Consider the following 24,344-nt stretch of genomic DNA (forward strand, 5'->3'; position numbering starts at 1 on the left):
TAGCTCTGGCTGCGAACCCAGTCATCCAGCTGCTCAGAAATTTCTACCGGCAAATCGACAAACTTCATTCCCATACCTGCTTCAAAAGGAAGATGGCTACCAAAGGGGCGCTTCCAGACGACTTCACACAAACAGCGAACAGTCCCCCGGAGGGGGGGCGGCAGCTGAAATTCCAACTCAACCTGTTGACCCGCTTCGATAGGGTTGGTGGTTGAAATATACATACCGCTACGGCTGACGTTCTTGCTGTAACCAAAAATAGTCGATCGTTCGCCATGCAGATGGACTTTTTGAATAATCAGTGGGGCACGTAGGTTACGGCGCAGATCAGCGACCGGACGTTCATTTATATCATTCATTGATTTAAACTCTCTGCAGGTTGTTGGCGCTTTTCATTTTACTTGCGCGCACTATGCCACAATTATCCTCTTATGTCTTGGCTCTTTTGTTGACCTGAAACCATTTTCAGGTAAACTCGACTGCATTCGAGATTCTTTTTGTGGAGTTGAACATGAGTGGTGTCAGGGCACAAAAAAAACAGCAAACCCGGCGCGCGATTGAGGAAGCTGCGGTCGAGCTGTTCAGTTGCAAAGGGTTTGATGCCACCAGTATGGAAGATATCGCCCACGCTGCCGGGGTCGGCAAGGCGACAATCTACGGCTACTTTCCCGCCAAGGATGATATCTTCCTGCAGTACTGTGATGACCGGTTGGTCATAGCATTCAACCAATTCAAGGAACAGCATTCAAAGGAGATTTCTTTTGTCGAATATCTGATTGCATTTTTTATGATCAAGTTTGTTTTTATCACAGAAAATCGTGAGTTTGGGCGCTTGTTGCTGCGAGAGATGTTGTTTCCTAAAGAACCAACCGACAAAGCCCGGGAACATAACCAACGCTATTTTGACATCCTTGAGGGGGTTTTTTGTGTAGCAGAAGAGCGCGGGGAGATTGCCCCGAACCAGGACCATTTCACCCTGTCCGGGCATTTTTTCTCCCTCTACGTCGGCCTGTTGGCCGGCTGGTACAGTGGCTATTTTGATTCGTTAGAAGAGGTTGAAAAGAGCATGAGAACCCTTTTTCATCAAGTCTGCCATGGGATCATCTCATGAGCTATCTGCTTGCGTGTGTATTGATCCTTGTCGGACTCGCCTGTCCACAGCTGTCCCGGTCAGCACCTTCGTCTCTCAATGAGCTGATTATCCTGGGGTTGCGCACCAATACCCAACTGCAGATCGACCAGGTAGAGATTGACAAGGCACAACAGGCGATTGTGATTGAACAAGCAGCATTTGATCCCGAGGCCTTTACCCTGGTCGGTTATGAGCAACAAAAAGCTCCTTTTGTCACTGATCAGTTCAGTGGCCGAATGACGACCCGCCAGTACCAGGGGACCATCGGTTTGCGCCAACGCTTCAGTAGCGGCATGACAGCGTCAGCTCGTCTGTTGACCGAGCGATTCAGCGGCTTTGATGCCTCCAGCACCCTTGATCCGCGCTATCGCAGTGCCTTTGTCATTGAATTGAACCAGCCGTTACTGCGCAACTATGGTCAGATCGCTAATCAAACGGCGATCGATCGCGCCGGCTATCAACTGCAACAGACAGAACTGGGATTTTTACTCCATGCTCAGCAATTAGCGCTGCAGCTTGAATACGCCCTGCGCCAACTGGCTTTGCAATACCAGATTATGGCCTTGCGTAACGAGGCGTTGGTATTGGCCGAGGGCCTGCTTGATGTTAATCACCGCCGCTTTGAAGAGGGACTGGTCGCCATTACTGAAATCCAGGGTGCCGAGGCGACCCTGGCGGAACGCCGTTTGCTGCTGGCCCAGGCGCGGCAACAGCACGACTTGCTCTTTGAACAGTTAAATCGTCAATTGGACGGACAGCTGCCGGCGGGCTTTAACCCCACACCGCTTTTTGCAGATGAACCTGAACCTTCTGCATTTTCCGATCAGTATGAGATACTGCTGGAAACCGCACGGGTAAAGCGTCTGGATCGACAGATTGCGCAATTATCGCTGGCCAGCCGGCAACGGCAGCTTGATTTTTTTAACCAGCAGCTTAAACCGCAACTTGATCTGCGCTTGCAGGCCGGCCTTAACGGTTTGGCCGGACGTCAGCAGGCCGATACCCCTTACCGTGGCAACTGGGAGGATTCGTTTGCCGGCATGAGCAGCGCTGACGGTTATCAGTGGGGCGTTGCTCTGGAATTTTCCGTCCCTTTGGGCAACCGCGCCGCCCAATCTCGTCAGCGTCAGTCCCAGATGTCTGTCCAGCAGCAGCGCTACCAGCTTAGCGACCTGGATATGGACACCCAGACACAGATTCGTGAAAGGATCGTGGAACTGAACCACACGCAGGAACAGCAGGCCATCAGCGCAGAGTTTGAGCGACTGGCAACTATTGCCCTTGAGCAGGAGCAGCGCCGTCTTGATGAAGGGCTTTCCGATACCCATCGGTTGGTAGCTTTTCAGGACAATATGATTAGTGCCCGGATTACGCGCTTGCAGGCGTTTACCGCTCACCATCTGGCCTACGCCAACCTGGCGTTTGTGGTGGGTGAAATATTTGACCGTTACCAGATTTATCCGGCTGCCGACGGGGAGGGCTTTTAAGCGTTGATGATGAGGAGATTATCTATCTGCAGCCTGTTGCTGCCTTTTGCTCTGTTGCTCATCAGTGGCTGTGATTCCGCACCACCGGCGGCAGGCGTTGCCGACCACGCTCGGCGGGTCAATGTCGTTACCCAATCCCTGGTTCCCGTTGATCTGACCGAAACCTTTACCCTGCCGGCACGGGTACAGGCGCATGACGATCTGATCCTCTCAGCTGAAATTGCCGGCACGGTAGTAAAAACCCCGGTGCGTGAGGGCATGAGTGTCGTACAGGGTCAGGCACTGATAGAAATAGACTCTGCTGTGGTACGTGCCCAGTTGGAACGTGAAACCCGAAATGTTGCAGTGTTGACCACACGTCGAGATCGGCTTCAGCGTTTGGCAGCGGAAGGACTGATCAGTAAGCAGGAGCTGGACGATGTCAATAATGGGCTGACAGCGGCACAAACACTGTTGGAACAGGCGCGGATTCAGTTAAAAAAAACAACTTTGCGCGCACCCATTAGCGGCGTGATTGACCGCCGTCTGGTGGATGCTGGTGAATATGTTGATATCGGTAAACCGCTCTTGCGACTGGTGTCGGTTGAGCAGTTGGAGGTTATTGCCGATGTTCCGGAAAAAGATGTGATTTTTTTGCACCCTGGTCAACAGGTGACTATTACCCCGGCAATTATTCATGGCGATCAGGCTGAACCACTAACGGCAGTGATCGAGCATATTGCCTTTGTCGCTGATGAAACCTCACGTACTTATCACACCAGAATGCTGATTGCGCAGCCAGGCGCTAAATTGCGGCCGGGGATGATTGCCCGTGCCACCTTTGTCCGTCAGGAGCATCAGCAGGCCTTGGTTGTACCAATGTTCTCGGTACTGGATCGGCGTAATATCAAGGTCGCTTATATTGTTGAAGATGGTTATGCGCGTGAGGTTGAAGTCATAACCGGCAGATCGGTCGGTCAGCAGCTGGTAGTGCGCAGTGGCCTTGAGGTTGGACAGCATCTGGTGATCAAAGGACAGCAGTTATTGATTGATGGCGTCGCCGTCAACGTAGAAGAGGCACGGTAATGCTGATCACTGATGCCGCAGTTGAGCGGCGCAGCACGGTTTTTTCGTTGATGTTGATTATTATCATTGCCGGCATGTACAGCTATCTAATCCTGCCGCGTGAATCGACCCCTGATGTCACCGTACCCTATGTGCTGGTCGTGACCCCCTATGAAGGGGTAGCACCGGTAGATATCGAAAGCCTGATCACCCATCCAATTGAGCGCAAACTGAAAGGACTAAAAGACGTTGAAAAGATCCGTTCGGTCAGTGCCGAAGGATCATCGATGATCATCATCGAATTTATCCCCGATGTGGATATCGACCTGGCCATGCAATGGGTGCGTGATAAGGTCGACCAGGCCAAAGGGGATCTGCCGCGCAATCTGGAAAACGATCCGATAGTGCAGGAGATCAACCTGTCGGAGTTTCCTATTCTGATGGTCTCGGTAGCGGGCAGCGCCGACGAAACAGTATTAAAGAAGGTCGGCGAGGAACTCCAGGACTGGATCCAGACCATCCCCGGCGTTCTCGAAGTGGTCTTAAGTGGTGGACGCGAGCGTGAAATACGCGTTGAGTTTGACCCTGACCGCATGTTTGCTTATCAGATTTCCCTGGCCGAAGTGATCCGCGCGGTTGCGCGCGAGAATGTCAATATCCCGGGTGGCAGTATTGATATCGGTGAAGCCAAATACCTGCTGCGAATCCCCGGCGAATTTACCGACCCCAACGAAATCGACAATCTGGTTCTGACCCGCCGCGACGGTCGCATCATCTATTTCAAAGATGTCGCTGATGTGGTTGACGCATTTGAAGATCGCAGCAGTTATTCACGACTCAATGGCGAACAGAGTGTCACCCTTGCCATCAAAAAACGTTCCGGCGCCAATATTATTGACGTCGCTGACCGGGTATTTGCCCTGCTGGCTGATGCCGAACCCATGCTGCCCCCCGGGGTGGAGTTGGCGGTTACCTTCAACCAGTCCGACGATATTCGCAACATGGTGCGCGATCTCGAAAACAACATTATTACCGGCCTGATACTGGTCGTTAGCGTGCTATTTTTGTTCTTAGGTTTTCGCAATTCCTTTTTCGTTGCCCTGGCGATCCCTTTTACCATGTTGATTGCCTTTTCGGTTCTCTATCTGCTCAACATCACCCTGAATATGGTCGTGCTGTTCAGTCTGATTCTTGCCCTCGGTATGCTGGTTGATAACGCCATTGTTATCGTCGAAAATGTCTATCGTCACATGCAAGGCGGGACCAGCGGTGATCAGGCGGCAAAGATTGCCGTGTCTGAGGTCGGCTGGCCGGTTATCAGTTCTACGGTGACAACCCTCTGTGCTTTTTTCCCGCTGTTGTTCTGGCCCGGTATTATGGGGGAGTTTATGGCATTTTTGCCGAAGACCCTGATGATCACCTTGCTGGCATCGTTGTTTGTCGCATTGGTGATTAACCCGACAATTTGTGCCCACATAATGACCGTTCACCCGGATCGGCGCCTTGAAGATAAAAAGTTGCCGCTCATTCTCAGGGTCTACGCCTGGTCGCTCGAATATGCCCTGCGCCGGCGTCTGCTGGTAGCATTGGCAGCACTGATCATGCTGGTTGGCATTACCACCCTCTATGTTATTTTCGATCACGGTGTTGAGTTGTTTCCTGATACGCAACCTAACCGTGCTTTTATCGAAATTGAGGCACCGGTTGGCACCAATCTTGACACTTCAGATCTGCTGGCCCGCACTGTTGAGGCAATTTCTCTGGCTGAGCCGGATATCCAGTTTGTTATCACCGATGTCGGTACCACCAGCAGCGCTGATGGTGGCGGTGGCAGCATTCTCTCCAATCTGAGCAAGATCTCCCTTGAATTTGTCGACCGTCATGACCGTAAGGAGCCGGCCACCGATGTGCTGGATCGCATTCGTCAGGCGGTGTTACCGATTCCGGGTGCGTATTTTATTGTAGAAAAGCAAAAAGAAGGCCCTCCCACCGGACCACCGGTCAATATTGAGGTCAGCGGTGAAGATATTGATGTGATTGAGGGGTTGGTCAAGGAGATCCATAGCAGAATCGAGTCGGTACCCGGCCTGGTTGATCTGCAGGATGACCTGGCACGGGCGCAACCGGAAATTCGCATTGTCGTAGACCGTGAAAAGGCCAGTCTGCTGCAGTTGTCAACCTCGGAAATATCGGAGATGGCCAAGGCGGCCATCAGTGGTACCAAACTGGGGGTTTTTCGTGAAGGGGAGGATGAATACGATATCGTTGCGCGTTTTCCGCCGTCACGGCGGCAGCACCTGGCCGACATCGACAACCTGCTGATTCCCGCCGAAACCGGGGTGCCGATACCCTTATCGACCGTTGCTCATGTCGAAACCGGGGTGGGCTTTGGTTCGATTCGTCATCTCGATTTGAAACGGGTTGCTACCTTGTCGGCTGAGACCTACGGGCGCAACAGTAATGAAGTGTTGATGGAAATCCAGGAACGTCTTGCTGACCTGCGCCTGCCCAACGGCTACCTGGTTGCCTATTCAGGTGAGCAGGAGGAACAGAACAAGGCCACCGCCTTTTTATCCAAAGCCTTTATTGGTGCGGTGCTGTTGATCATGCTGGTGCTTGTGACCCAGTTCAATTCCCTGTTGCAGGCGTTGATTGTCATGACAACGGTTGTTCTTTCGCTGACCGGGGTCTTTCTCGGGCTGCTGATTACCGCCAAGCCATTTGGCATTATCATGACCGGGATCGGCGCCATTTCTCTGGCCGGAGTTGTTGTTAACAACGCCATCGTCCTCATCGACTACACCAATCAGCTGATGCGTAGCGGCATGGATACCTTTGCCGCCATTATGCGTGCCGGCATGGTGCGCTTTCGCCCGGTATTGCTCACTGCAGCAACGACAATCCTCGGGCTGCTGCCCATGGCTCTCGGGGTCAGTTTCGATTTTCATGCCTTCGCCTGGGAAATTGGTGGAGAATCGTCGGAATGGTGGGGCCCTATGGCTGTTGCGGTTATTTTCGGACTCGCCTTTGCCACCCTGTTGACCCTGATTGTGGTGCCGGTGCTTTATTCACTGGCCGATTCCCTGCGTAATCGTTTCTGGTCAACGAAGAATGTTTAAATCATACTAAAAACCTTCTAGCCACCAAGGCTCCAAGGGCACCAAGAGAGACAAAAAAACGGATAGAGGTTAAAACAATAAAAGCGTTTACCTGATCTTCTTGGAGTTCTTGGTGTCTTGGTGGCTGATTGATTTTGCCGTTTAAAGGTTTTCCCTTGACGCTGTAAATTATCTTTGCTAGAAAATCGTTCTTCCTTCATTGGGGCGTCGCCAAGCGGTAAGGCACCGGATTTTGATTCCGGCATTCCCAGGTTCGAATCCTGGCGCCCCAGCCATTTTCTCAATTCAAAAACAATTTCATCCGCCAGGATTCGAAGCGCAGCGAACGCTGACTTAATGTCAGAAGAGCGGCCATGGATGGCCGCGTCAGTGAGCGAAGGGGAGCCGACGCAGGAACCGCCGTGATGGCGGTGACGTAGTGGGCGAATCCTGGCGCCCCAGCCATTTTCTCAATTCACATCTATTCGCCACCGGGTCTGGAGTCCTATGCCAAGGGACGCTTTGCGTCATCCATGACCGCTTGTTGTCGCCATCCATGGCGACAAACACCCCTGCCACAGGACCCCCGACCCTGCACAAGGATAGTGGTGAATAGTTACCTCATAAATAAAAACCCTGCGGTTGATTAATCTTCAATTTTGCAGTAGATTTTCACGGCTTACTAGTGAGGTATTTACTGATGTCCAAAACACCACCACCATCCACCGCAGAATCCTTTATGTTCTGGACGCCACCTGAGGGGATGACCTTGTCTATCGGCGAGGATGACCAACTGGAGTTGCCTTCCATTCCGTTACCACTATGCGCCACCGACACTCCTGATGATCTGTCTGTTGCCCCCTCTGAGCGCCATATCGGTGAAGGGATTTATGCGTATCTTTGTGCCAATCCGGAAACGGAACAGGCTGTTGTTTACGCCAATATCCTGCGGCAGGCGTATCCTTTCTTGATTTCCGATATGGGTTCACAGTTGCTGCTGCTCGACCTGCGCCCTCATGATGATGTCGCGCTGCAGAATAAAATCCCCTTGCTGAAAATATTGTTGCACTTGGACGAACGTAACTTTGGTTTGCTGCACAAGTTGGGCACCTGCTGTTTCAACCTGGCCGTTCATCCTGATCATTTGATCACAGCCGGTGATCAGCTTCAGTCTGCCCGCCAGTGGTTTGAAAAAGCCCGCCGGGTCCGGCAGCAGGATGTCAATAACCTCAACTACCTCGGTCAGGTCTGTTATCTGTCGGGTAATTATCATCAGGCCAAGCTTTACTGGCAGCATGCTGTCAGTCAGATGGACAACGAGACAGAACGGGTTCAGCTGCAACAGCGCCTCGCTCTTATTGAGCAAGGTGGTGCGCCTGGACAACCCTTGCAGCTCCAATTGGAGCAACTCGGACAAGCGCGACAGCTGTTCGACTCCGGCGATATGCCTGCGGCATATGAGCTTGTTGAAAAGCTGGTTCATCAGGGGGAGCTGTTGCGCGAACTACCTGGTGCCGAACTCTATTATTTCATCGGTATCTGTCGTGAGTCTGCCAATGATCTGGCCGGTGCTTATGAAGCCCTGACCATGGCGACCCGACTTGATGACAAGCATGAGCACGCACGCACAGCGTTGAAGCGTGTTACACCAGTCTCTTAGAATTAGAAAAAGAGGTACTTATGGCTTCTTTCCGATTTGCTGATATTCTGTTGACTTTGGTAGTCCTGCTGATAACATTTGGCATTCTTTATCTGGTTGAGCGGACACGTAGCAAGAATCGTAAGAAAAAAGAAAAAGCTGATTTCAACACAGATAAAAATCCCTTAGACATTTAACAAAGTGGCTTGTTGCCACATATTCCCGACGGAGGATCAAGATGAACCCACTTGCAGTGGAACTGAACGAACTGATTCAAAAAAACAATCCCCATACCCTTGAAATGCTGTCGGATCTGGGCAAGAACCTGTTCTTTCCTAAAGGTATTCTGAGCCAGTCGGCTGAGGCCAAAGAAAAAGCTCATAAATTTAATGCCACCATCGGGACTGCCACCGAAAAGGGCGGTCCCATGTTCCTTCAGTGCATTCAAGATAAGCTAAAGGGTTTTGATCCCAAAGACATCTATCCCTACGCGCCGCCGGCCGGTAAGCCGGAACTGCGCAAGCTTTGGCGCGAGAAGATGCTGCGTGAAAATCCCAGCCAGCAGGATAAGGTGTTTGGCATGCCGGTGGTGACCAGTGCCTTGACCCACGGGTTGTCCATCGTTGCTGACCTGTTCATGGATGCCGGCGATCAGGTGGTGCTGCCCGATATGATGTGGGGTAACTATAACCTGACCTTTGTCACTCGCCGTGGTGCGGTAGTTAAAAAATTCACCACCTTCACCGATGCCGGTGGTTTTAACGTTGAGGCGTTCAAGGCTTGTCTCAAACAAACTGCAACTGAAAAGGGCAAGGCGATTGTCCTGCTTAACTTCCCCAACAACCCCAGTGGTTATACCCCGACCGTAGCTGAAGGCGATGCTCTGGTAGCAGCCCTTAAGGAAGTTGCTGCGGATGGCTGCAACCTGGTGGTTATCACCGACGATGCCTATTTTGGTCTTTTTTACGAAGACTCTCTGAAAGAGTCATTGTTCGGCAAGCTGGCGAATCAACACCCCCGTCTTCTTACTATTAAGCTTGATGGTGCGACCAAAGAGGAGTTCGTCTGGGGCTTCCGCGTCGGTTTTATCACCTTTGCTGACGGTATGACAGGTGACAGTAACGAAGTTCTGACTGCGCTGGAGAAAAAAACCCTGGGGATTATCCGGGCGACCATTTCCAACTGTCCGCATCCGTCGCAGACCTTTGTTATTGATGCGTTACGCTCCCCTGATTTTGACAAGCAGAAACAAGAAAAGTTTGAGGTAATGCAAGGTCGTGCCCTCAAGGTGAAGGAAGTTCTCGGCGATAGCAAATATGCCGATTCCTGGAGCTACTATCCATTCAATTCCGGCTATTTCATGTGTCTCGAATTGAAAAGGGTCGATGCTGAAAAACTGCGCGTGCACCTGCTCGACAAGTATGGTGTCGGCACCATCTCTATCGGCAGCAAGGATCTGCGCATCGCTTTCTCCTGCATCGAGGAAGAGGATATCCAGGAATTGTTTGATCTGATCCATCAAGCGGAGCAGGATCTGGCTTAGCTCTTTTCCAGATCAGAAACCTGTATTTCTACCCAAAATAAAAGGGCTGCAACTGATCGCAGCCCTTTTGTTTTATTTGGTTATCCACTTGGCTCCAGCTATAACGGTTAGAAGATCGGGACCGATGCGACCTGCTAATAATCTGGATCCTGCGACTTCGCGCAGGATGACAAAGAAGCACGTTTATGGAAAAGAACCGGGCGTCATTCTGCGCGTAGCGAAGCAAAGTCGCAGAATCCAGATCCTGTTTTCTGCTTTACTGGAGTCAAATAGACAACCAGATTGTTTTATTTATTCCTATTGGTATCAGTAGAATGATTTTCAATGGATAACAGTCAGCTTGTAGCGAAATTGAGTCAACAGATTCCGGTTTTTTCGGAGTTTATTGAGAGTTTGCGTGCCGGTGGTATGACTTCCTGGCTGGTTGGCGGCTGTGTGCGTGATCTGTTGCTGGACAACGAATGCGCGGATATTGATCTCGTCAGCAGCGAAGACCCAAGCGATTGGGCGCGCAGGTGGGCCAAGGGAAGGGGATACTGGTTCTGGCTCGACGAGCAACGGCGACAGAGCCGAATTCTACTGGCTGACGGCATTTCTTTTGATTTTTCCCCGTTGCGCGCGGTAACCATCGCCGGTGATCTGGCTGCACGCGACTTTACCATCAATGCCATCGCTATCCCCATCAATAAACCTGCTCATCTGTTTGACCCTTTAAGCGGTGTTACTGACCTCAAAAGTCGGCAACTGAGGATGTGTTCTGCCGCCAGTTTCAGCGATGACCCGCTGCGGATTCTTAAAGGTGTTCGTCATGCCGCAGTTCTGAATTTCACGATAGATGACCAAACCATCACCGCAATGACACAGCAGGCGCAGTTGCTGAAGCAGGTCGCGGTGGAGCGGATTCGTGAAGAACTACTGAAGATTGTTGCAGTCAGAAATATGACCTACGCACTAGAGATTTTATCCCGGACAACGGTGTTGGAGGTGCTTATTGGAGAGCCCGATCCAAGCTGGTCTGTATCGGATTATGTTGCAACCCAGCAATCCCTTTTTGATCGCTTTAATGCTTTTTGTCATCAACATCAACTTGCCATCAGCAAGGAGTTTCAACCGCAGCGCCCGGTGTTTCACCTGGCCGCGCTGTTAATGGCGTATGCACCGCAACGCTTCGACCAGATTTCTGCTGAACTGCGCCTGAGCAGAGCCCAGCAACGTATGTTGGGAGCCCTGCGTGATGATCTGCCGGCGTCATGGCTTCAACGGTTGCGCCGGTTTTCGTCAGATCGTCAGCGGGCTCTGGTTGTGGAACAGCTCCATCCGTGTGGTGTGGAGCGGGTCTTTTATCATGGCTGGGGTCGGGGACAATTGCATGATGATACCGTGATCACTTTGCTCAAGGCCTATGAGCAACAGCAGGTTAACGGCCGTATTCCTGACCTTCTCGATGGTCATGCCATCATGCCATATGCCGGTACGGATAAGAGTATTATCGGTGAGTTGCTGCAACAGATTAAAATGCTGGAAATAACAGGAAGGATTGATTCCGCAGATGAAGCACACGGGTGGTTACGAACGCATTTTGGATTTGACAAAAACTGAACGCTATCTCTATACTGCGCACCACCATGCGGGAATAACTCAGTTGGTAGAGTATCAGCTTCCCAAGCTGAGAGTCGCGGGTTCGAATCCCGTTTCCCGCTCCAATAAAAACAAGGGCTTTAGCTGACAGCAGCTTTGGCCCTTTTTTTTCACAACGAAAGGGTTGCTTATGGACACAACAATGGCCAAAGCGGATGGTATGGCAGTCGATTTGCGCGGGGAATCCGACTGGACCGCTTTTGATGCGCCGGCCCTGGTGGGCAGTTCGTTGCGATTTATTTCCGGTGATCCACACGGGGAGCGTTTTCGCATCCGCTATTATCGTGATGCCGCTCAGCAGCTCAAAGCGCGGGTGTGGTTTGGTCCGGAAACCGAGGGGCCGCCCGGTCATGCTCACGGTGGCGCGATAGCGGCGGTGCTTGACGAGGTGCTGGGTTTAACCGGCTGGGCTGCAGGTCACGCGGTAGTTGTTGCCAATCTCAATGTCAGTTTTCGTAACCTGTTGCCGCTGCAAACTGTGGTGACGGTCGAGAGCGAAGTGGTTTCCATGAGCGGGCGTAAAGTGCTGGTGAAGGGGAGGGTATGCAGCGGTTCAGCTATCTACGCTGAGGCGGATTGCCTGTGTATTGCTATCGGTCATCCCAAAACCTCAGATGAGGGGTAAAAATTGACTGATTGATGAATCTTTAGGTCTGTAATCAGGTACTTTTTTCAACCATTGAAGGTGCTGTGCAACCTTGTTTTTACTGGCGTTACGTGCTATCCAATGAAGCTGTTAAGTCCTTGAATCATTATTTCTATCGACAATTTTTTCTGCGTTGAACAGTGACAAAGCTGACATAGTGCAAGGAGACCCCATGCAGACCAAGATCATCCTTCCGGAATCACAGATTCCACGCCAATGGTACAATATTATTCCCGACATGCCAGGCCCTCTGGCACCGGTAATTCATCCCGGCACCATGCAACCAGTCTCTCCCGATGATTTGCTCCCCCTGTTTCCCATGCCCTTGATTGAGCAGGAGGTGTCTAACCAGCGCTGGATCGATATCCCGCAGGAAGTTCTCGATATTTACCAGCTGTGGCGTCCGGCGCCCATGTACCGCGCTCATCGCCTGGAAAAGGTGCTCGCTACCCCGGCGAAAATCTACTACAAGTATGAAGGCGGTTCCCCGGCCGGCTCCCATAAGCCCAACAGCGCTGTTCCGCAGGCCTATTACAACAAGATTTCCGGCACCAAACGTATTGCCACCGAAACCGGCGCCGGCCAATGGGGATCATCCATTTCCCTGGCCTGTCAGATGTTCGGGTTGGAGTGTACCGTTTATATGGTCAAGGTGTCCTACAACCAGAAGCCCTACCGCAAGAGCATGATGCAACTCTGGGGTGCCGAGGTTATCCCATCCCCATCGAACCGTACCAATGCCGGTCGTTCAATTCTCGCCCAGCATCCCGACAGTAACGGCTCCCTCGGTATCGCTATCAGTGAGGCGGTGGAAGACGCAGCCACCCGCGACGATACCCGCTATGCTTTAGGTAGCGTGCTCAATCACGTTTGTCTGCATCAGACGATTATTGGTCTGGAGTCCAAGGCACAGATGGAGATGATCGGGGATTACCCCGATGTGGTTATTGGCTGTCATGGTGGCGGTTCCAACTTTGCCGGTATTGCCTTTCCCTTTATTGCCGACAAGGCCCATGGCAAACAGGTACGGGTCGTTGCTCTGGAACCGGCCAGCTGTCCGACCCTGACCCGTGGTGTCTATGCCTTTGACTACGGTGATACGGCCAAAATGGCACCGGTGTCCATGATGTACACCCTTGGCCATGATTTTATGCCACCGGGGATCCATGCCGGCGGATTGCGCTATCATGGTGCTTCGCCGCTGGTATCGCAGTTGGTACACGCCGGTGTTGTCGAAGCCAAGGCGGTGCACCAGCTCGCCTGTTTTGAAGCGGCGGTGCAGTTTTCCCGCTGTGAGGGAATTATTCCGGCACCGGAATCGAGCCATGCGATCCGTGGCGCCATTGATGAAGCCCTGCAGGCCAAAGAAGAAGGTAAGGAAAAGACGATCCTCTTCAATCTCTCCGGTCACGGCCATGTTGATATGACTGCATACGATGATTATCTGGCGGGCAAGCTCAACGACTATGAATATCCGGAAGAAGAGATCAAGGAATCATTGTCACACCTGCCCAAGGTTGGCTAGAATAGAAAAAAGATGACTAAAAAGGTTGTTTCAATGGAGAAGATTATCAAAATAAACTGCCCTTACTGCAGAACTCAAACCCAATGGCAGAATAATCCCTCGCGCCCTTTTTGCTCGGAACGCTGTCGATTGATTGACCTTGGGCGCTGGGATAATGAGGAATACGCGGTGGCCGGCGAAAAAGCGCCGGAACCGACAGACGATCTGGACGAGACACCTTTTTCTTGATTTGAGGAGAAACCATGTACCATCTGTCCATCATAACCAGCTTCGCTGCCGCTCATAATCTGTTGCATTATCAGGGCGACTGCGAAAACCTGCATGGTCATAACTGGAAGGTTGAAGTCACGGTCAGTGCCGAAAGTCTTGATAAATCGGGGCTTGGCATCGATTTCAAAATTCTGAAAAAACATACGCGTGAGGTCATGAACTATCTGGATCACAAGTATCTTAATGATCTTGATGCCTTTAAAGATATCAGCCCTTCTTCGGAACAGATTGCCCGTTATGTTTTTGAGCAAATTCAGAAGTCGCTGCAAGAATATGAGGTGATTGTCCAGAAGGTAACGGTATGGGAATCGGATAACGCATATGCTGCATATACCCGCAGCTGATCTGATCGAAGTATTTTCTTCGCTGCAAGGGGAGGGGGAGCTATTAGGCCGGCGCCAGGTTTTTATCCGTTTTGCCGGCTGTAATCTCGACTGCGACTACTGTGATACCAGTTTTTTAAGTAGAAGTCTGTGCCTGGTGGAGGAAGATTCCGGTTCCGGCGCTCTAGTTGAGTATGAGAACCCGGTTCCCCTTGATCGGGTAGTGAATCTGCTTAAACAATGGTTGAAAAAACACCCCCAAGCCCATCACTCCATCAGCATCACTGGCGGTGAGCCGTTACTGCATGCCGAACTGCTTGAGCTTTGGCTGCCCCACCTGCGCCAACTGTTGCCGATCTCCCTGGAAACCAATGGCACTTTGCCTGCAGCTTTGCGACTGATAGTCGACCATGTTGATTATGTCGCCATGGATATCAAGCTGCCGTCGGTAACCGGCCAGATAACAGACTGGCAGGCGCATGCCGATTTTCTCGCAATTGCCACACAAACACAGTGCTCGGTAAAAGTGATTGTTGGTGAAGCCACCACCGATGAAGAACTACTCCAGGCCGCGCAGTTGGTCCAGGCCGTCAGACCAGCAACCCCCATCATTCTGCAACCGCTGACCCGCAACAACCGGGTTGGGGTTTCTGTTCCCAGGCTCCTGGCACTGCAAGCCCTCGTTGCAACTATCCACCCTGAAGTTCTTGTAATTCCACAAACCCATGTATATTTAGGGGTTAAATAGTTTTATCTAGAATCAACTTGATATTTTTTTTTGGAGTCACGATGATTATAGAAGAAATGACGATGGTGGAATTTGGTGCCGGTCTGAAAACCACGCGCACGGTTATTGTCCCCTTTGGATCGACAGAGCAACACGGCAGCCATCTGCCCCTTGATACCGACACCCTCCAGGCCATCGATATTGCCCGGGTGGCTGCCACCAGACGGCCTCTTTTTATTGCGCCACCGGTCCACTATGGTGTTTGCCGTTCAACGGCGCAGCATCCCGGGACGATCGGCATTTCCACCGGCACTTTAAAGATGCTGGTGCTGGACCTGGTATCCTCCCTCTATGCCCAGGGGCTGCGTTATGTCATTCTGCTTAGTGGTCACGCCGGCACCACCCATATGGCAACCCTGGTTGATGCCGGTGAAGAATTGTTGAACCGTTTTACTGACATCCAGATCGCGGTGATCAAGGAATATGATCTGGCCCTTAAGGTAGCACAAGGGCTACTGGAAACCCCGGGAGATTCCCATGCCGGCGAGATTGAAACCTCACGGCTGCTGCATTCACATCCGTTACTGGTGAAAGGTACCTCACCGGCAGAATATCCATCTTTTCCGCCAGGAATTCTGGTACGCGATAAACAGAAATACTGGCCGGGAGGAATCTGGGGGGACCCGACAAAAGCAAGTGCCGTCAAGGGAAAATTGCTGCAACAGCACATGGCTGACAGACTCTGTGAGATGATTGTACGTTTGGAGGAGATGGGCTGAGGTTCAGCGATGGCCGAACTTTTCTATTAGCTTGTCGGCGACCAGTGCCGGCACGAACTTGCTGATATCTCCCTTGAGGCGGCCGACCTCTTTGACAATGGATGAGCTTAAATAAGCGCACTCGGGGGAGGTCATCATAAAGAGGGTTTCTACCTGCTCACACACGGTACGATTCATCTGCGCCAGCTGGAATTCAAATTCAAAGTCGGTAACTGCACGCAACCCGCGCAGAATGACCCGGGCCTTTTTGCTGACCACATAATCTACCAGCAACCCACTGAAGGTTTCAACCTGGATGCGCGAATTGTCAGCGACCAGTTGATTAATCATGTCGATGCGCTCGATGATGGAAAACAGGCCGCTTTTTTCATTGTTGCAGGCGACGGCAACGACAACCGTATCAAAAATTTCCAGGCCGCGGTTGATGATATCAAGATGGCCGTTGGTTAACGGGTCAAATGAGCCTGGGTAGATGGCTATATGTCGATTCATGAAGTTTCCTCAAGGTAAGCCAAACAGATGGATTGCGGTTGAACCATAGCAACGGCGATCAAGCAAGGTTAATGCACCCTGGTACTCTGGCATCTCATTGCGTTGTGTCTCGGCGCAGATTATTCCACCATCCGCTAAAAGATTCAAGGATTCGACTCTGGCGAGGACCTGATCAGTCAAACCGGTGTGGTAAGGAGGGTCGAGAAGAATCAGGTCAAAGGGTGCATACCGGCACACCTTGTCCAGGCAGGCGGGAAGCTCACCGGGGAGCAGTGTCACCCGATCGCCAAAACCGCAACCGGCAATATTTTCTTTCATCAATTTGATGGCATAGGAACTATGCTCGATCATTACTGCCGTTGCTGCTCCACGGCTTAAGGCTTCGAGGGACTGGGCGCCGGTCCCGGCAAAAAGTTCCAGCACCTTGAGACCATTGAATCCGCCAAAACGACTGTTCAACGTGCTGAATAGAGCTTCACGAACGCGGTCCGGGGTTGGCCGGATCTGCTTGCCGTCAAAGGCAGCCAGTTTTTTCCCGCGGGCTGAGCCGGCGATAATACGCATGGTTGTTGACAACTCCTGACTCATAATGAGGTTTTTGTTTGTCCGGTTTTTACCAGTCGCACCGGCTAAGGGCAAGGTGAAAAAATTTTTGATTTTAATCTCTGTTTCCGTGACTTAAATTGTCACACCTGGTTAGTATTGTAACAGTGACAGCAATTGTTCAGCTGCCTTCCTTCGCGCCGGGCCTTTGGATCCTGTGGCAAGGGTTGTTGTCGCCATAGACGGCGACAACAAGCGGTCATGGATGACCCAACGGGAAACAATCGCGTCCCTTGACATAGAGTTCCCTACCCGGTGCTGAACAGATACAAGTGACAATTCATTTGCCCAAGGAGTGTAGCCATGCATGAACAGTATCTAGCTGAATATGCAGCTAAAAGTGAAGGCAGCCGGGGACGCAAATATGATGAAATCTACAAGGATGATCGCCTGGCGTTTGAGCGCGATCGCGACCGGATTATCCATTGTGCTGCGTTTCGCCGCCTTGAATACAAAACCCAGGTGTTTGTCAATCACGAAGGGGACTATTATCGGACGCGCTTGACTCACTCTCTGGAAGTCGCCCAGATTGCCCGCGGCATTGCCCGCAAACTGAAACTCAATGAAGACCTGGTAGAGGCCCTGGCCCTCTCCCACGATCTGGGACATACCCCCTTTGGTCATACCGGCGAGCATGTGTTAAACCGTTTGATGAAGGATCACGGCGGTTTTGAACATAATCAGCAATCACTGCGGATTGTTGAGGTGCTGGAGCAACGCTATCCGGACTTTGACGGCTTGAATTTATGCTACGAAACCCGCGAAGGGATTATCAAGCACACCACGTCCTACGATCATGCGGGCATCTCTGCTGTCACTCATTATTGTCCGGCCGAACAGCCGACCCTCGAAGCGCAGATCATCGATCTCGCTGATGAAATCGCCTATAACAACCATGACATTGATGATGGTTTAAAGGCCGGCTACGTTATTCTGGATGACCTGACCGGGGTAGAACTCTGGCAGCGCACCTGGGTCGATGTTGGTCGGCGCTTTCCCGGGATCAGCGAAAAACGCCATATTCTGCAGACGGTCAGTCGCTTGATCGGTGAACTGATCCAGGATCTGGTAGCGACAACAGCGGCGCAACTGCAGCGCCACTCAATTGTCTATCTGGATGATGTGCGCCGCCACACCGGCAAGCTGGTGACTTTTAGCCAAGAGATGAAAGAACGTAACAAGGAGCTGAAAGCTTTTTTGTTCAGAAAACTCTACCGCCACCATAAGGTCGAGCGGATGCGGGTTAAGGCCGAACGCTTTTTAACCTTGCTGTTTGAAAATTATATGGATAATCCCTTGCTGTTGCCGGAAAAGTACCAACGCCGCTACGAGCTTCATGGCCGAGAACGGGTGATCTGCGACTATATCGCCAGCATGACCGATCGCTATGCCCAGGATGAATACAAGCGCCTTTATGAGCCGTTTGAGCGCGCCTGAACAGACATGCAGGTTATTTCTGCTGAATAAAAAATTTCTGTAGCGGGGTGGTGGTTGGTAGATTGAGCTCTTTGAGCTGGTTGTTGCCATCGGCAAAAAAGAGTTGGCCGTAGCGCCCGTAATGGGGGATTCTGCGGGCAACGGACACAACATGTTCTGATCCATCACTGACAAACCATGCCGCATGGCGCTCGGGATGATAGGGGTTGCGTGTGACGATCACGCCGACACCCTCTGCGCACGTCGTTGCTCCATCCTCTTCCTTGCTAAGTAGTTTTTTTAACCTCTCATCCATCTCAGCCGCCGGCATCAACCGGTCATTAATCCCGAAAATCAGCAAGTCATGCTGACTTAGTTGCTCTGCAGTCACCTGTTCGACAGAGATAATCGGTATATGCGCCTGACGCAGGCCGGCCAACAAGCTCTGTCGCGCTGCCGGAACCGGTGTCAAGTGGTCAGCGACAACAGCCAGCAGCTTTGTGCTGCCGCGGATCGAAGCGATGGTTGACGGAATTTCCGTTGCTGCCATCAGGCGAAACAGGTCGACATCCGGATCGATAATGATACGCTCCGGACGCCATTCGGTAGCGATGGAAAATTCATGCTGTTCGCGGTTGAGACGGATAGTTTGTGTGAGTTGCTCCTGATGGTTTTCCAGTCGTATGTTGACCATTAGTTGATAAGGCGTGGTGTTCTGCTTTAATGTGGCGCCTGTTAACCAGCCTTGATCGGTTTCTACCTGCGTTGTCTGCACAAGCTGCAGTTGCAGATCATCCGTGCGGCTGATCCATTGGCTAAAGAAGGGGGTTAAATCACGGCCAGTTGCGGCGCCGAAATAGTCAGCAAAATGACTCCAGCCAATGCGGGTGAACATCTGTTGTGCGGCAATCTCGCCTAACGTCCGCCAAAAGATTTGATCCCCGACCTCATGGCGCAGCATGTGAAAAACCATCATGGTTTTGCCGTAGCCAATGGACTGGCTCGGACGATCACTGCGATAGATGAAGTTCTGCACGGTAAAGCGGTTTATCGGATTGGTCAGGTTTGCGTAGGTTATCAGCTGATTGAGTCGGTAGCTGCGCGCATTTTCACTACTGTTATATTCTTCAAACAGGTGATCAGCGATATAGGATACCAGCCCTTCAGACCAGTTACCTTGATTGAAATCTACCCAGACCCCGTTTCCCCACCAGGAATGGGCAATTTCGTGACCGAGACTGGTGGTGACGACAAAAGGCAGGCGGATAACCGTGTTGCCGAGCAGGGTCCAGCCGGGCAAACCGTAACCGGTTGGAAAAAAGTTTTCAACAATAGCAAAGTGGGCAAAAGGGTAGGGACCGAACAGCCGTTCATAGAGATCAAGATAGCGGCGCGATTCCTTCAGATAGGTTGGTGCCAGATCGGCTGACTCGGGGTAAAAGTAGGCATAGATTGGCACGGAGCCGCTGATATCCTCAAATACCTGATAGGGGCCGGCGGAAAGGGTCAGTCCGCGCAGCGGATAGTCGATCTCCCAGGCTGATGTGCTAAAGGCGCCATCATGGTAGCGATACTGGCGCCGGCCGGATGTGATCGCCTCCGTGTTGCCGGGAGCGCTGATGCGAATGTGATAGTTGATATCTGCGGCACTGATTTGTGGATACCAGGCGGTGCCGGCTGAAAGATAGGTGCCGACCGGGCTGATAGTTGCCGAAATACCGAAACTCGGGTCTTCGGTATGGACCGGTATGGTGGCAACCGGATCATTGAAGATGGCTGAATAATTGATGGTAACGGGATCATCATTGATGAGCTGCAAACTCAGGCGATCATCCCTGAACTGGTAATTGATTGCCCGGGTTCCCTGGCGCACCTGATGGACTATTGCCGTGGGTGCAAGTCGCGCATGGAATTGCCGGTCAGCAAACTGAGGAACGCTAAAGGTTGCTGTGCCTTCCAGTTGCTGCTGCGCCGGGTGCAGTTGCACCTCGAGATGATAATCGACAGCAGCCCAGGTTGGTGTAGAAAAGAAGAATAGAGCAGTAAATAGTGAAAACAGCAGAATTTGTTTCATCATCACCCTTGCAAAGCCAGTACAGTCGATTTCCCAGTGTAACCTCTTCAGCCTGGCGGTATCAAGTTACCGTTCACCGCTCACCGTTCACCGGTCACCGTTCACCGGTCTCTGTTCACCCCGCTGTTGATGCCAGTCGCGCATGGCAAAGAGCTCACCATAGGTCAGATGCGGACGCAAATTGCGTGACGCCTGCTCACGGTAATGACGCAAGTCCGGGTAGCGTTGACAGAAAACGCCCAACTCCTCAAGGACCGGATCATCAGCCGGAATCAGTGTTAACTGCTCAATGGCAAACATGATTTTTTTCAATCTACGCCCTAAAATGGTGCCGGAGCTGACGATGGTGCCGGCAAGCAGACCGGCAACAATACTGCCCCCCCAGGGCTGATGCATGGCGATGGCAAGCAGCAGCGTTGCGGCCGCTGCCGTGGTGATGATGGTGACAGCAATAGCAATCAGATCGGAAAAAAACAATGATTCCCGGGTCGCGGTCGCAAGAATGATGGCAATGACCAGGCTTAAGGCAATCAACACCATAATGGAACGACCGCTGAGAAAATTACCAAAATAAAGCAGCAACAGCAGCACGATATGGATTCCGTCGGAAATGCAGGAACGGATCATCAGTTTACGGCGCTGTTTTTTCAGCTCAGTCAGGGCGCTGTCAAGCTCCCGGCTGGTTGGTGGATCCAGGGTCAAATCAAAGGAATACATAGGATAAAACCAGTTATGGGTTGATGGCTTCGTCGTTCAACTTGCATCCATCATTCCTGTTTTGCGGCGGGAAAGCAACCCCTCCGGTCGGCTAAAGGCGCCGAGGGGTTGCTTTTTTCGCGTTTGTCAGTAGCTACGGTTAACCTCTTTTTCAAGGGGTTCATCCAATTCGCGTTCTGCAGCATTGGCGTAGTGAAATTCTTTGCCCTGGTAATTTTTTAAAACGACATCGGCACCAAGGGATTGCAGGTAATCTGGGAGCAACGGAATTTTGCCACCACCGCCAGGAGCATCAATAACGTAAGCCGGTACCGCCATGCCGCTGGTGTGTCCGCGCAGGGCCCTGATGATCTCCAGCCCTTCTTCCACCCGGGTGCGAAAGTGGTCGGTTCCCTGCACCATATCAGCCTGATAGTCTTAATTAAAAAGAAAAGCCTATATATCTTAGCATTTTAGGGACATATTCGGGGAAGGGCGATCAGGGCTTTGGTAGGGAAATTTGTGGGTTTTCCGGGTTTCTGCGATAGAGCAGAAAAGTACGGCCGAGAACCTGGGCGACGCTGGAAGAGGTTGCCTGGGCCAGTTCACTGGCGATCTCGCGGCGGTCGCTGAGGCAACCATCCTGCAACTTCACTTTTATCAACTCGTGGCTGGTCAAGGCTTCGTCGGTAGCGGCAACCACTCTGTCAGTCAATTCATCCTTGCCAATCATCACAATCGCCTGCAGATGGTGACCGAGGCCACGTAAATATCTTGCTTGCTTACCTGTCAGTTTCATTGTTAATTCCATGGAGAGTGCTTATAAAAAAATGCCGGCCAACCAGTAAAAGAACATCCCTACCAGCACGGTGCCGCCGAGACTACGGGTTTTTACGGCAAAGATCAATGTCGGAATGGCGACCAGAAATTCCAGCTTGCCAAAGGTGATTGCTGCAATGGTTGTATCGATGAATAGGATCGGAGCCAGTAATGCGCCAAGGACAGCAACCGGGATGTAACCAAGCCAGTCAATCAGTCCTTGCGGCATCTTTTTATGGGACAGATAGAGCAAGGGCAGGGCGCGGGGCAGGTAGGTGACCAGCCCCATGCCGATAAAAAGAAACAGATATTCAGCAGCACTCATCAGCTTTTACCGCGTCTTTTTTGGAGCAGATAGCCGCAGGTTGCGGCACAGACAGCTGCGCCGACAATATAGGAATCGCCCGGAATCAACCAGGCCCATAGCACGGCGACAGTGGCAGCAATAAGCGCGGTGATGACATAGAGTCGGCCATGAAGCTGGAACACCAGCAAACAGATAAACATGCCGACCAGAGCATAGTCGATACCAAAGGCCCCGGCAGGGACTAGCTGTCCGATCAATACCCCGCTGACAGTGGCCAGGATCCAGACGCTGTTGGCCAGATGATTGACGATCAGGGCCTGAAAGAGCGTCCAGTTGCCGGCACGAAAACGTGCCATGTTGACGGCAAAGCTTTCGTCGGTGATACCGTAGGAAAATAGCGCCAAAAAAGAGCGTCTGACACCATGCAGATAAACGGCCAGAGCGGAACTCATCAGCACATGGCGTAAATTAACGATAAAGGTCGTGCCAATCATCGCCCACAGGGAACTGCCGGCCACAATCATCGCAACGCAGATAAACTGCGCACTGCCGGCAAACACCAGAACGGACATCAGCGCCATAGCCCACCAGGGAATAGCCGCTTGCTGAGCGAGAACGCCAAGGGCCAGACCGATAGGGAAATAGCCGAGACAGATCGGCCAGACGGCGGGAATTGCCGATTTAAATGAATCAGATGAAAGCTGTTGAGGATTCATGAAGGAAGGGTTTATCACTAACCGTCGAACAGTTCAAGAGCAGGATGTTTTTAACGGGTCAATACCCGGCGCCCCAGCGGCTCATCAGATGCAGTCTTTCGTCGTCAGTGATCCAGTCACCGTTGACGACGCGACCATGATGCTCCCATACTTTCAGACGAACTGATCCGATAATCGTCAACACAGCGATAGTCACAAAAATTGCTAACATCAGATATGTCATGGTGGGCTCCTGTTTACCCTGGTCTGGTCGACGACTTAGGTTGTCTATAACCAGACGTTCTGTGTTTCCTGGGATTACTCGCGAAATTGATTCTGTATGGCTGGATTATTCCACTATTATTATGTATAAGTAAATTACTCAAATTCGAACCATAGGATAATTCATGATTAACCTGCCAGACATGAATCGTTTAAAAATATTTTACTTTGTTTATAAACTTGGTAGCAGTGTAGCTGCGTCACAGAAGTTGAATCTGACCCAGCCGGCTGTCAGTCAGCAGCTGAAAAAACTTGAAGAAGAAGTAAAAACACCGCTGTTTATCCGAATGCACAAACAATTGGTGCCGACGGCAGCCGCACAGCATCTCTACAGCCTGATCGCACCATTGATCGAGAAGCTGATCAGTGACATCGACGCGATACGTTTGCCGCACGATCGACCAGCCGGCAAGCTGCGCATCGGGGCCCCCCGTGAGTTTGGTAAGGAATACCTGCCACGTTTTTGCCAGCGGTTTCGCGCGATTTATCCGGACGTTGTGTTTGAGTTAAAACTTAAGGAAGCCGTACCGCTGTTATCCATGCTGCAAAAGGGTGAGCTTGATTTTGCTCTTGTCGATGTTTATTACGAACCGGGGGAATTACCTGGATTTCCGGATATTTTCAGCATGGAACCGTTGCTGCGAGAAGAGATGATGCTGGTTTCCTCGAGGGATTACTATACTGGGGAGATTAATGGTGATCACAGCCAGACCAATCTGGTCGGCAAGGATTTTGTTACCGACGAAGATGATCCGTCGATTCTTGACCTCTGGTTTCGTCATCATTTCGGCAGGATTCCGCAGACATTGTCCGTGGTCATGACGTTGGATACCCATGAAGCTTTACTGAACAGCTTGCGATTGGGAATGGGGCTGGGGGTTGCAACCGCCCATCTGATCTGGGAGGAAATTCAGCGCGGAGATATTGTTCCGATTACAACGGCGAAAAACAACATGGTCAATATGATTTCCCTGGTGCAACTACTGGATAAAATTCCCACCTTGACCGAGAAAATCTTCCGCGAATTTCTCCTGCAGGAAGTTCAGCAACATGAAGTGACGGGGCGTTTTCAGTGTATATCAGGATGATTGATGCGTGTCGTTCAGCTT

At 51.5% G+C, this 24,344-nt stretch carries 26 protein-coding genes and 2 tRNA genes; 17 read left to right on the forward strand and 11 right to left on the reverse strand.

Translation table 11 applies throughout. From position 1 onward, the window contains the following. Positions 1-359: PilZ domain-containing protein (locus AC6F7T_RS10060; RefSeq protein WP_500718486.1), on the reverse strand; the 359-nt coding region annotated here is incomplete at its 3' end. A gap of 152 nt (positions 360-511) precedes the next feature. On the opposite strand from AC6F7T_RS10060, the gene AC6F7T_RS10065 reads away from it, so the two are divergent. The 15 genes from AC6F7T_RS10065 to AC6F7T_RS10135 all read left to right on the forward strand — a co-directional run bounded on the left by AC6F7T_RS10065 (position 512) and on the right by AC6F7T_RS10135 (position 15,851). Then, positions 512-1,111, forward strand: coding sequence for a TetR family transcriptional regulator (locus AC6F7T_RS10065; protein ID WP_500718488.1), 600 nt, complete (start codon positions 512-514; stop codon positions 1,109-1,111). After that, a complete protein-coding gene (locus AC6F7T_RS10070; RefSeq protein WP_500718489.1) occupies positions 1,108-2,619 on the forward strand; it encodes a TolC family protein in 1,512 nt (503 codons plus the stop codon). Before AC6F7T_RS10065 ends, AC6F7T_RS10070 begins: the two co-directional genes overlap by 4 nt. Before the next feature lie 6 nt (positions 2,620-2,625). Further along, on the forward strand, positions 2,626-3,684 hold the full coding sequence (locus AC6F7T_RS10075; RefSeq protein WP_500718491.1) for an efflux RND transporter periplasmic adaptor subunit: 1,059 nt from the start codon (positions 2,626-2,628) through the stop codon (positions 3,682-3,684). After that, on the forward strand, positions 3,684-6,782 hold the full coding sequence (locus AC6F7T_RS10080) for an efflux RND transporter permease subunit (protein WP_500718493.1): 3,099 nt from the start codon (positions 3,684-3,686) through the stop codon (positions 6,780-6,782). Before AC6F7T_RS10075 ends, AC6F7T_RS10080 begins: the two co-directional genes overlap by 1 nt. Before the next feature lie 200 nt (positions 6,783-6,982). After that, positions 6,983-7,057, forward strand: a tRNA-Gln gene (locus AC6F7T_RS10085). 404 nt (positions 7,058-7,461) lie between these two features. Continuing rightward, the gene (locus AC6F7T_RS10090; RefSeq protein ID WP_500718495.1) at positions 7,462-8,421 is read left to right on the forward strand and encodes a tetratricopeptide repeat protein; all 960 of its coding nucleotides are present in this window, start codon (positions 7,462-7,464) and stop codon (positions 8,419-8,421) included. 217 nt (positions 8,422-8,638) lie between these two features. After that, positions 8,639-9,943, forward strand: coding sequence for an aminotransferase class I/II-fold pyridoxal phosphate-dependent enzyme (locus AC6F7T_RS10095; RefSeq protein WP_500718496.1), 1,305 nt, complete (start codon positions 8,639-8,641; stop codon positions 9,941-9,943). 324 nt (positions 9,944-10,267) lie between these two features. Next, a complete protein-coding gene (locus AC6F7T_RS10100; RefSeq protein ID WP_500718498.1) occupies positions 10,268-11,542 on the forward strand; it encodes a tRNA nucleotidyltransferase/poly(A) polymerase-related protein in 1,275 nt (424 codons plus the stop codon). A gap of 28 nt (positions 11,543-11,570) precedes the next feature. Beyond that, a tRNA-Gly gene (locus tag AC6F7T_RS10105) sits at positions 11,571-11,646 on the forward strand. Positions 11,647-11,711: 65 nt separating this feature from the next. After that, a complete protein-coding gene (locus tag AC6F7T_RS10110; protein ID WP_500718500.1) occupies positions 11,712-12,206 on the forward strand; it encodes a hotdog domain-containing protein in 495 nt (164 codons plus the stop codon). 193 nt (positions 12,207-12,399) lie between these two features. After that, positions 12,400-13,752 (forward strand): TrpB-like pyridoxal phosphate-dependent enzyme, encoded by a 1,353-nt coding sequence (locus AC6F7T_RS10115; RefSeq protein WP_500718502.1) that lies wholly within the window; start codon positions 12,400-12,402, stop codon positions 13,750-13,752. 33 nt (positions 13,753-13,785) lie between these two features. Next, the gene (locus AC6F7T_RS10120) at positions 13,786-13,980 is read left to right on the forward strand and encodes a DNA gyrase inhibitor YacG (RefSeq protein WP_500718503.1); all 195 of its coding nucleotides are present in this window, start codon (positions 13,786-13,788) and stop codon (positions 13,978-13,980) included. A 14-nt stretch (positions 13,981-13,994) separates the two neighbouring features. Beyond that, positions 13,995-14,366: a 6-carboxytetrahydropterin synthase QueD gene (queD, locus tag AC6F7T_RS10125; RefSeq protein WP_500718505.1), complete on the forward strand. Its 372-nt coding sequence runs from the start codon at positions 13,995-13,997 to the stop codon at positions 14,364-14,366. Beyond that, positions 14,344-15,093 (forward strand): radical SAM protein, encoded by a 750-nt coding sequence (locus tag AC6F7T_RS10130; protein WP_500718507.1) that lies wholly within the window; start codon positions 14,344-14,346, stop codon positions 15,091-15,093. Before queD ends, AC6F7T_RS10130 begins: the two co-directional genes overlap by 23 nt. A gap of 41 nt (positions 15,094-15,134) precedes the next feature. Further along, positions 15,135-15,851 carry a creatininase family protein gene (locus tag AC6F7T_RS10135; RefSeq protein ID WP_500718509.1) on the forward strand — a complete coding sequence of 239 codons (717 nt, stop codon included), beginning with the start codon at positions 15,135-15,137 and terminating at the stop codon, positions 15,849-15,851. A gap of 3 nt (positions 15,852-15,854) precedes the next feature. Here AC6F7T_RS10135 and coaD read toward each other — a convergent pair whose 3' ends face one another. From coaD to AC6F7T_RS10150, 3 genes are all read right to left on the reverse strand, one after another. Next, the gene (gene coaD, locus AC6F7T_RS10140) at positions 15,855-16,343 is read right to left on the reverse strand and encodes a pantetheine-phosphate adenylyltransferase (protein ID WP_500718510.1); all 489 of its coding nucleotides are present in this window, start codon (positions 16,341-16,343) and stop codon (positions 15,855-15,857) included. 9 nt (positions 16,344-16,352) lie between these two features. Then, the gene (gene rsmD / locus AC6F7T_RS10145) at positions 16,353-16,907 is read right to left on the reverse strand and encodes a 16S rRNA (guanine(966)-N(2))-methyltransferase RsmD (RefSeq protein ID WP_500718512.1); all 555 of its coding nucleotides are present in this window, start codon (positions 16,905-16,907) and stop codon (positions 16,353-16,355) included. Positions 16,908-17,039: 132 nt separating this feature from the next. Then, complete coding sequence (locus tag AC6F7T_RS10150; RefSeq protein ID WP_500718514.1) at positions 17,040-17,186, reverse strand: hypothetical protein; 147 nt, start codon at positions 17,184-17,186, stop codon at positions 17,040-17,042. 63 nt (positions 17,187-17,249) lie between these two features. Here AC6F7T_RS10150 and AC6F7T_RS10155 point away from each other — a divergent pair, with 63 nt between their 5' ends. Beyond that, positions 17,250-18,383, forward strand: coding sequence for a deoxyguanosinetriphosphate triphosphohydrolase (locus AC6F7T_RS10155; RefSeq protein ID WP_500718516.1), 1,134 nt, complete (start codon positions 17,250-17,252; stop codon positions 18,381-18,383). A 13-nt stretch (positions 18,384-18,396) separates the two neighbouring features. On the opposite strand, the gene AC6F7T_RS10160 is transcribed toward AC6F7T_RS10155, so the two are convergent. The 7 genes from AC6F7T_RS10160 to AC6F7T_RS10190 all read right to left on the reverse strand — a co-directional run bounded on the left by AC6F7T_RS10160 (position 18,397) and on the right by AC6F7T_RS10190 (position 23,197). Further along, positions 18,397-20,439, reverse strand: a complete 2,043-nt coding sequence (locus tag AC6F7T_RS10160; protein WP_500718517.1) for a M1 family aminopeptidase — start codon at positions 20,437-20,439, stop codon at positions 18,397-18,399. Positions 20,440-20,523: 84 nt separating this feature from the next. Beyond that, positions 20,524-21,153, reverse strand: a complete 630-nt coding sequence (locus AC6F7T_RS10165) for a hypothetical protein (protein ID WP_500718518.1) — start codon at positions 21,151-21,153, stop codon at positions 20,524-20,526. Positions 21,154-21,279: 126 nt separating this feature from the next. Continuing rightward, a complete protein-coding gene (locus AC6F7T_RS10170; protein ID WP_500718520.1) occupies positions 21,280-21,555 on the reverse strand; it encodes a hypothetical protein in 276 nt (91 codons plus the stop codon). 76 nt (positions 21,556-21,631) lie between these two features. Continuing rightward, the gene (gene yhbY, locus AC6F7T_RS10175; protein WP_500718522.1) at positions 21,632-21,931 is read right to left on the reverse strand and encodes a ribosome assembly RNA-binding protein YhbY; all 300 of its coding nucleotides are present in this window, start codon (positions 21,929-21,931) and stop codon (positions 21,632-21,634) included. 21 nt (positions 21,932-21,952) lie between these two features. After that, positions 21,953-22,276: an AzlD domain-containing protein gene (locus AC6F7T_RS10180; protein WP_500718523.1), complete on the reverse strand. Its 324-nt coding sequence runs from the start codon at positions 22,274-22,276 to the stop codon at positions 21,953-21,955. Next, the gene (locus AC6F7T_RS10185) at positions 22,276-22,974 is read right to left on the reverse strand and encodes an AzlC family ABC transporter permease (RefSeq protein ID WP_500718525.1); all 699 of its coding nucleotides are present in this window, start codon (positions 22,972-22,974) and stop codon (positions 22,276-22,278) included. Before AC6F7T_RS10185 ends, AC6F7T_RS10180 begins: the two co-directional genes overlap by 1 nt. 58 nt (positions 22,975-23,032) lie before the next feature. Continuing rightward, the gene (locus AC6F7T_RS10190; RefSeq protein ID WP_500718527.1) at positions 23,033-23,197 is read right to left on the reverse strand and encodes a hypothetical protein; all 165 of its coding nucleotides are present in this window, start codon (positions 23,195-23,197) and stop codon (positions 23,033-23,035) included. A 163-nt stretch (positions 23,198-23,360) separates the two neighbouring features. Here AC6F7T_RS10190 and AC6F7T_RS10195 point away from each other — a divergent pair, with 163 nt between their 5' ends. After that, on the forward strand, positions 23,361-24,323 hold the full coding sequence (locus AC6F7T_RS10195; protein WP_500718529.1) for a LysR substrate-binding domain-containing protein: 963 nt from the start codon (positions 23,361-23,363) through the stop codon (positions 24,321-24,323). Positions 24,324-24,344: the final 21 nt, after the last annotated feature.

It is taken from the genome of Pelovirga sp., from assembly GCF_059864205.1.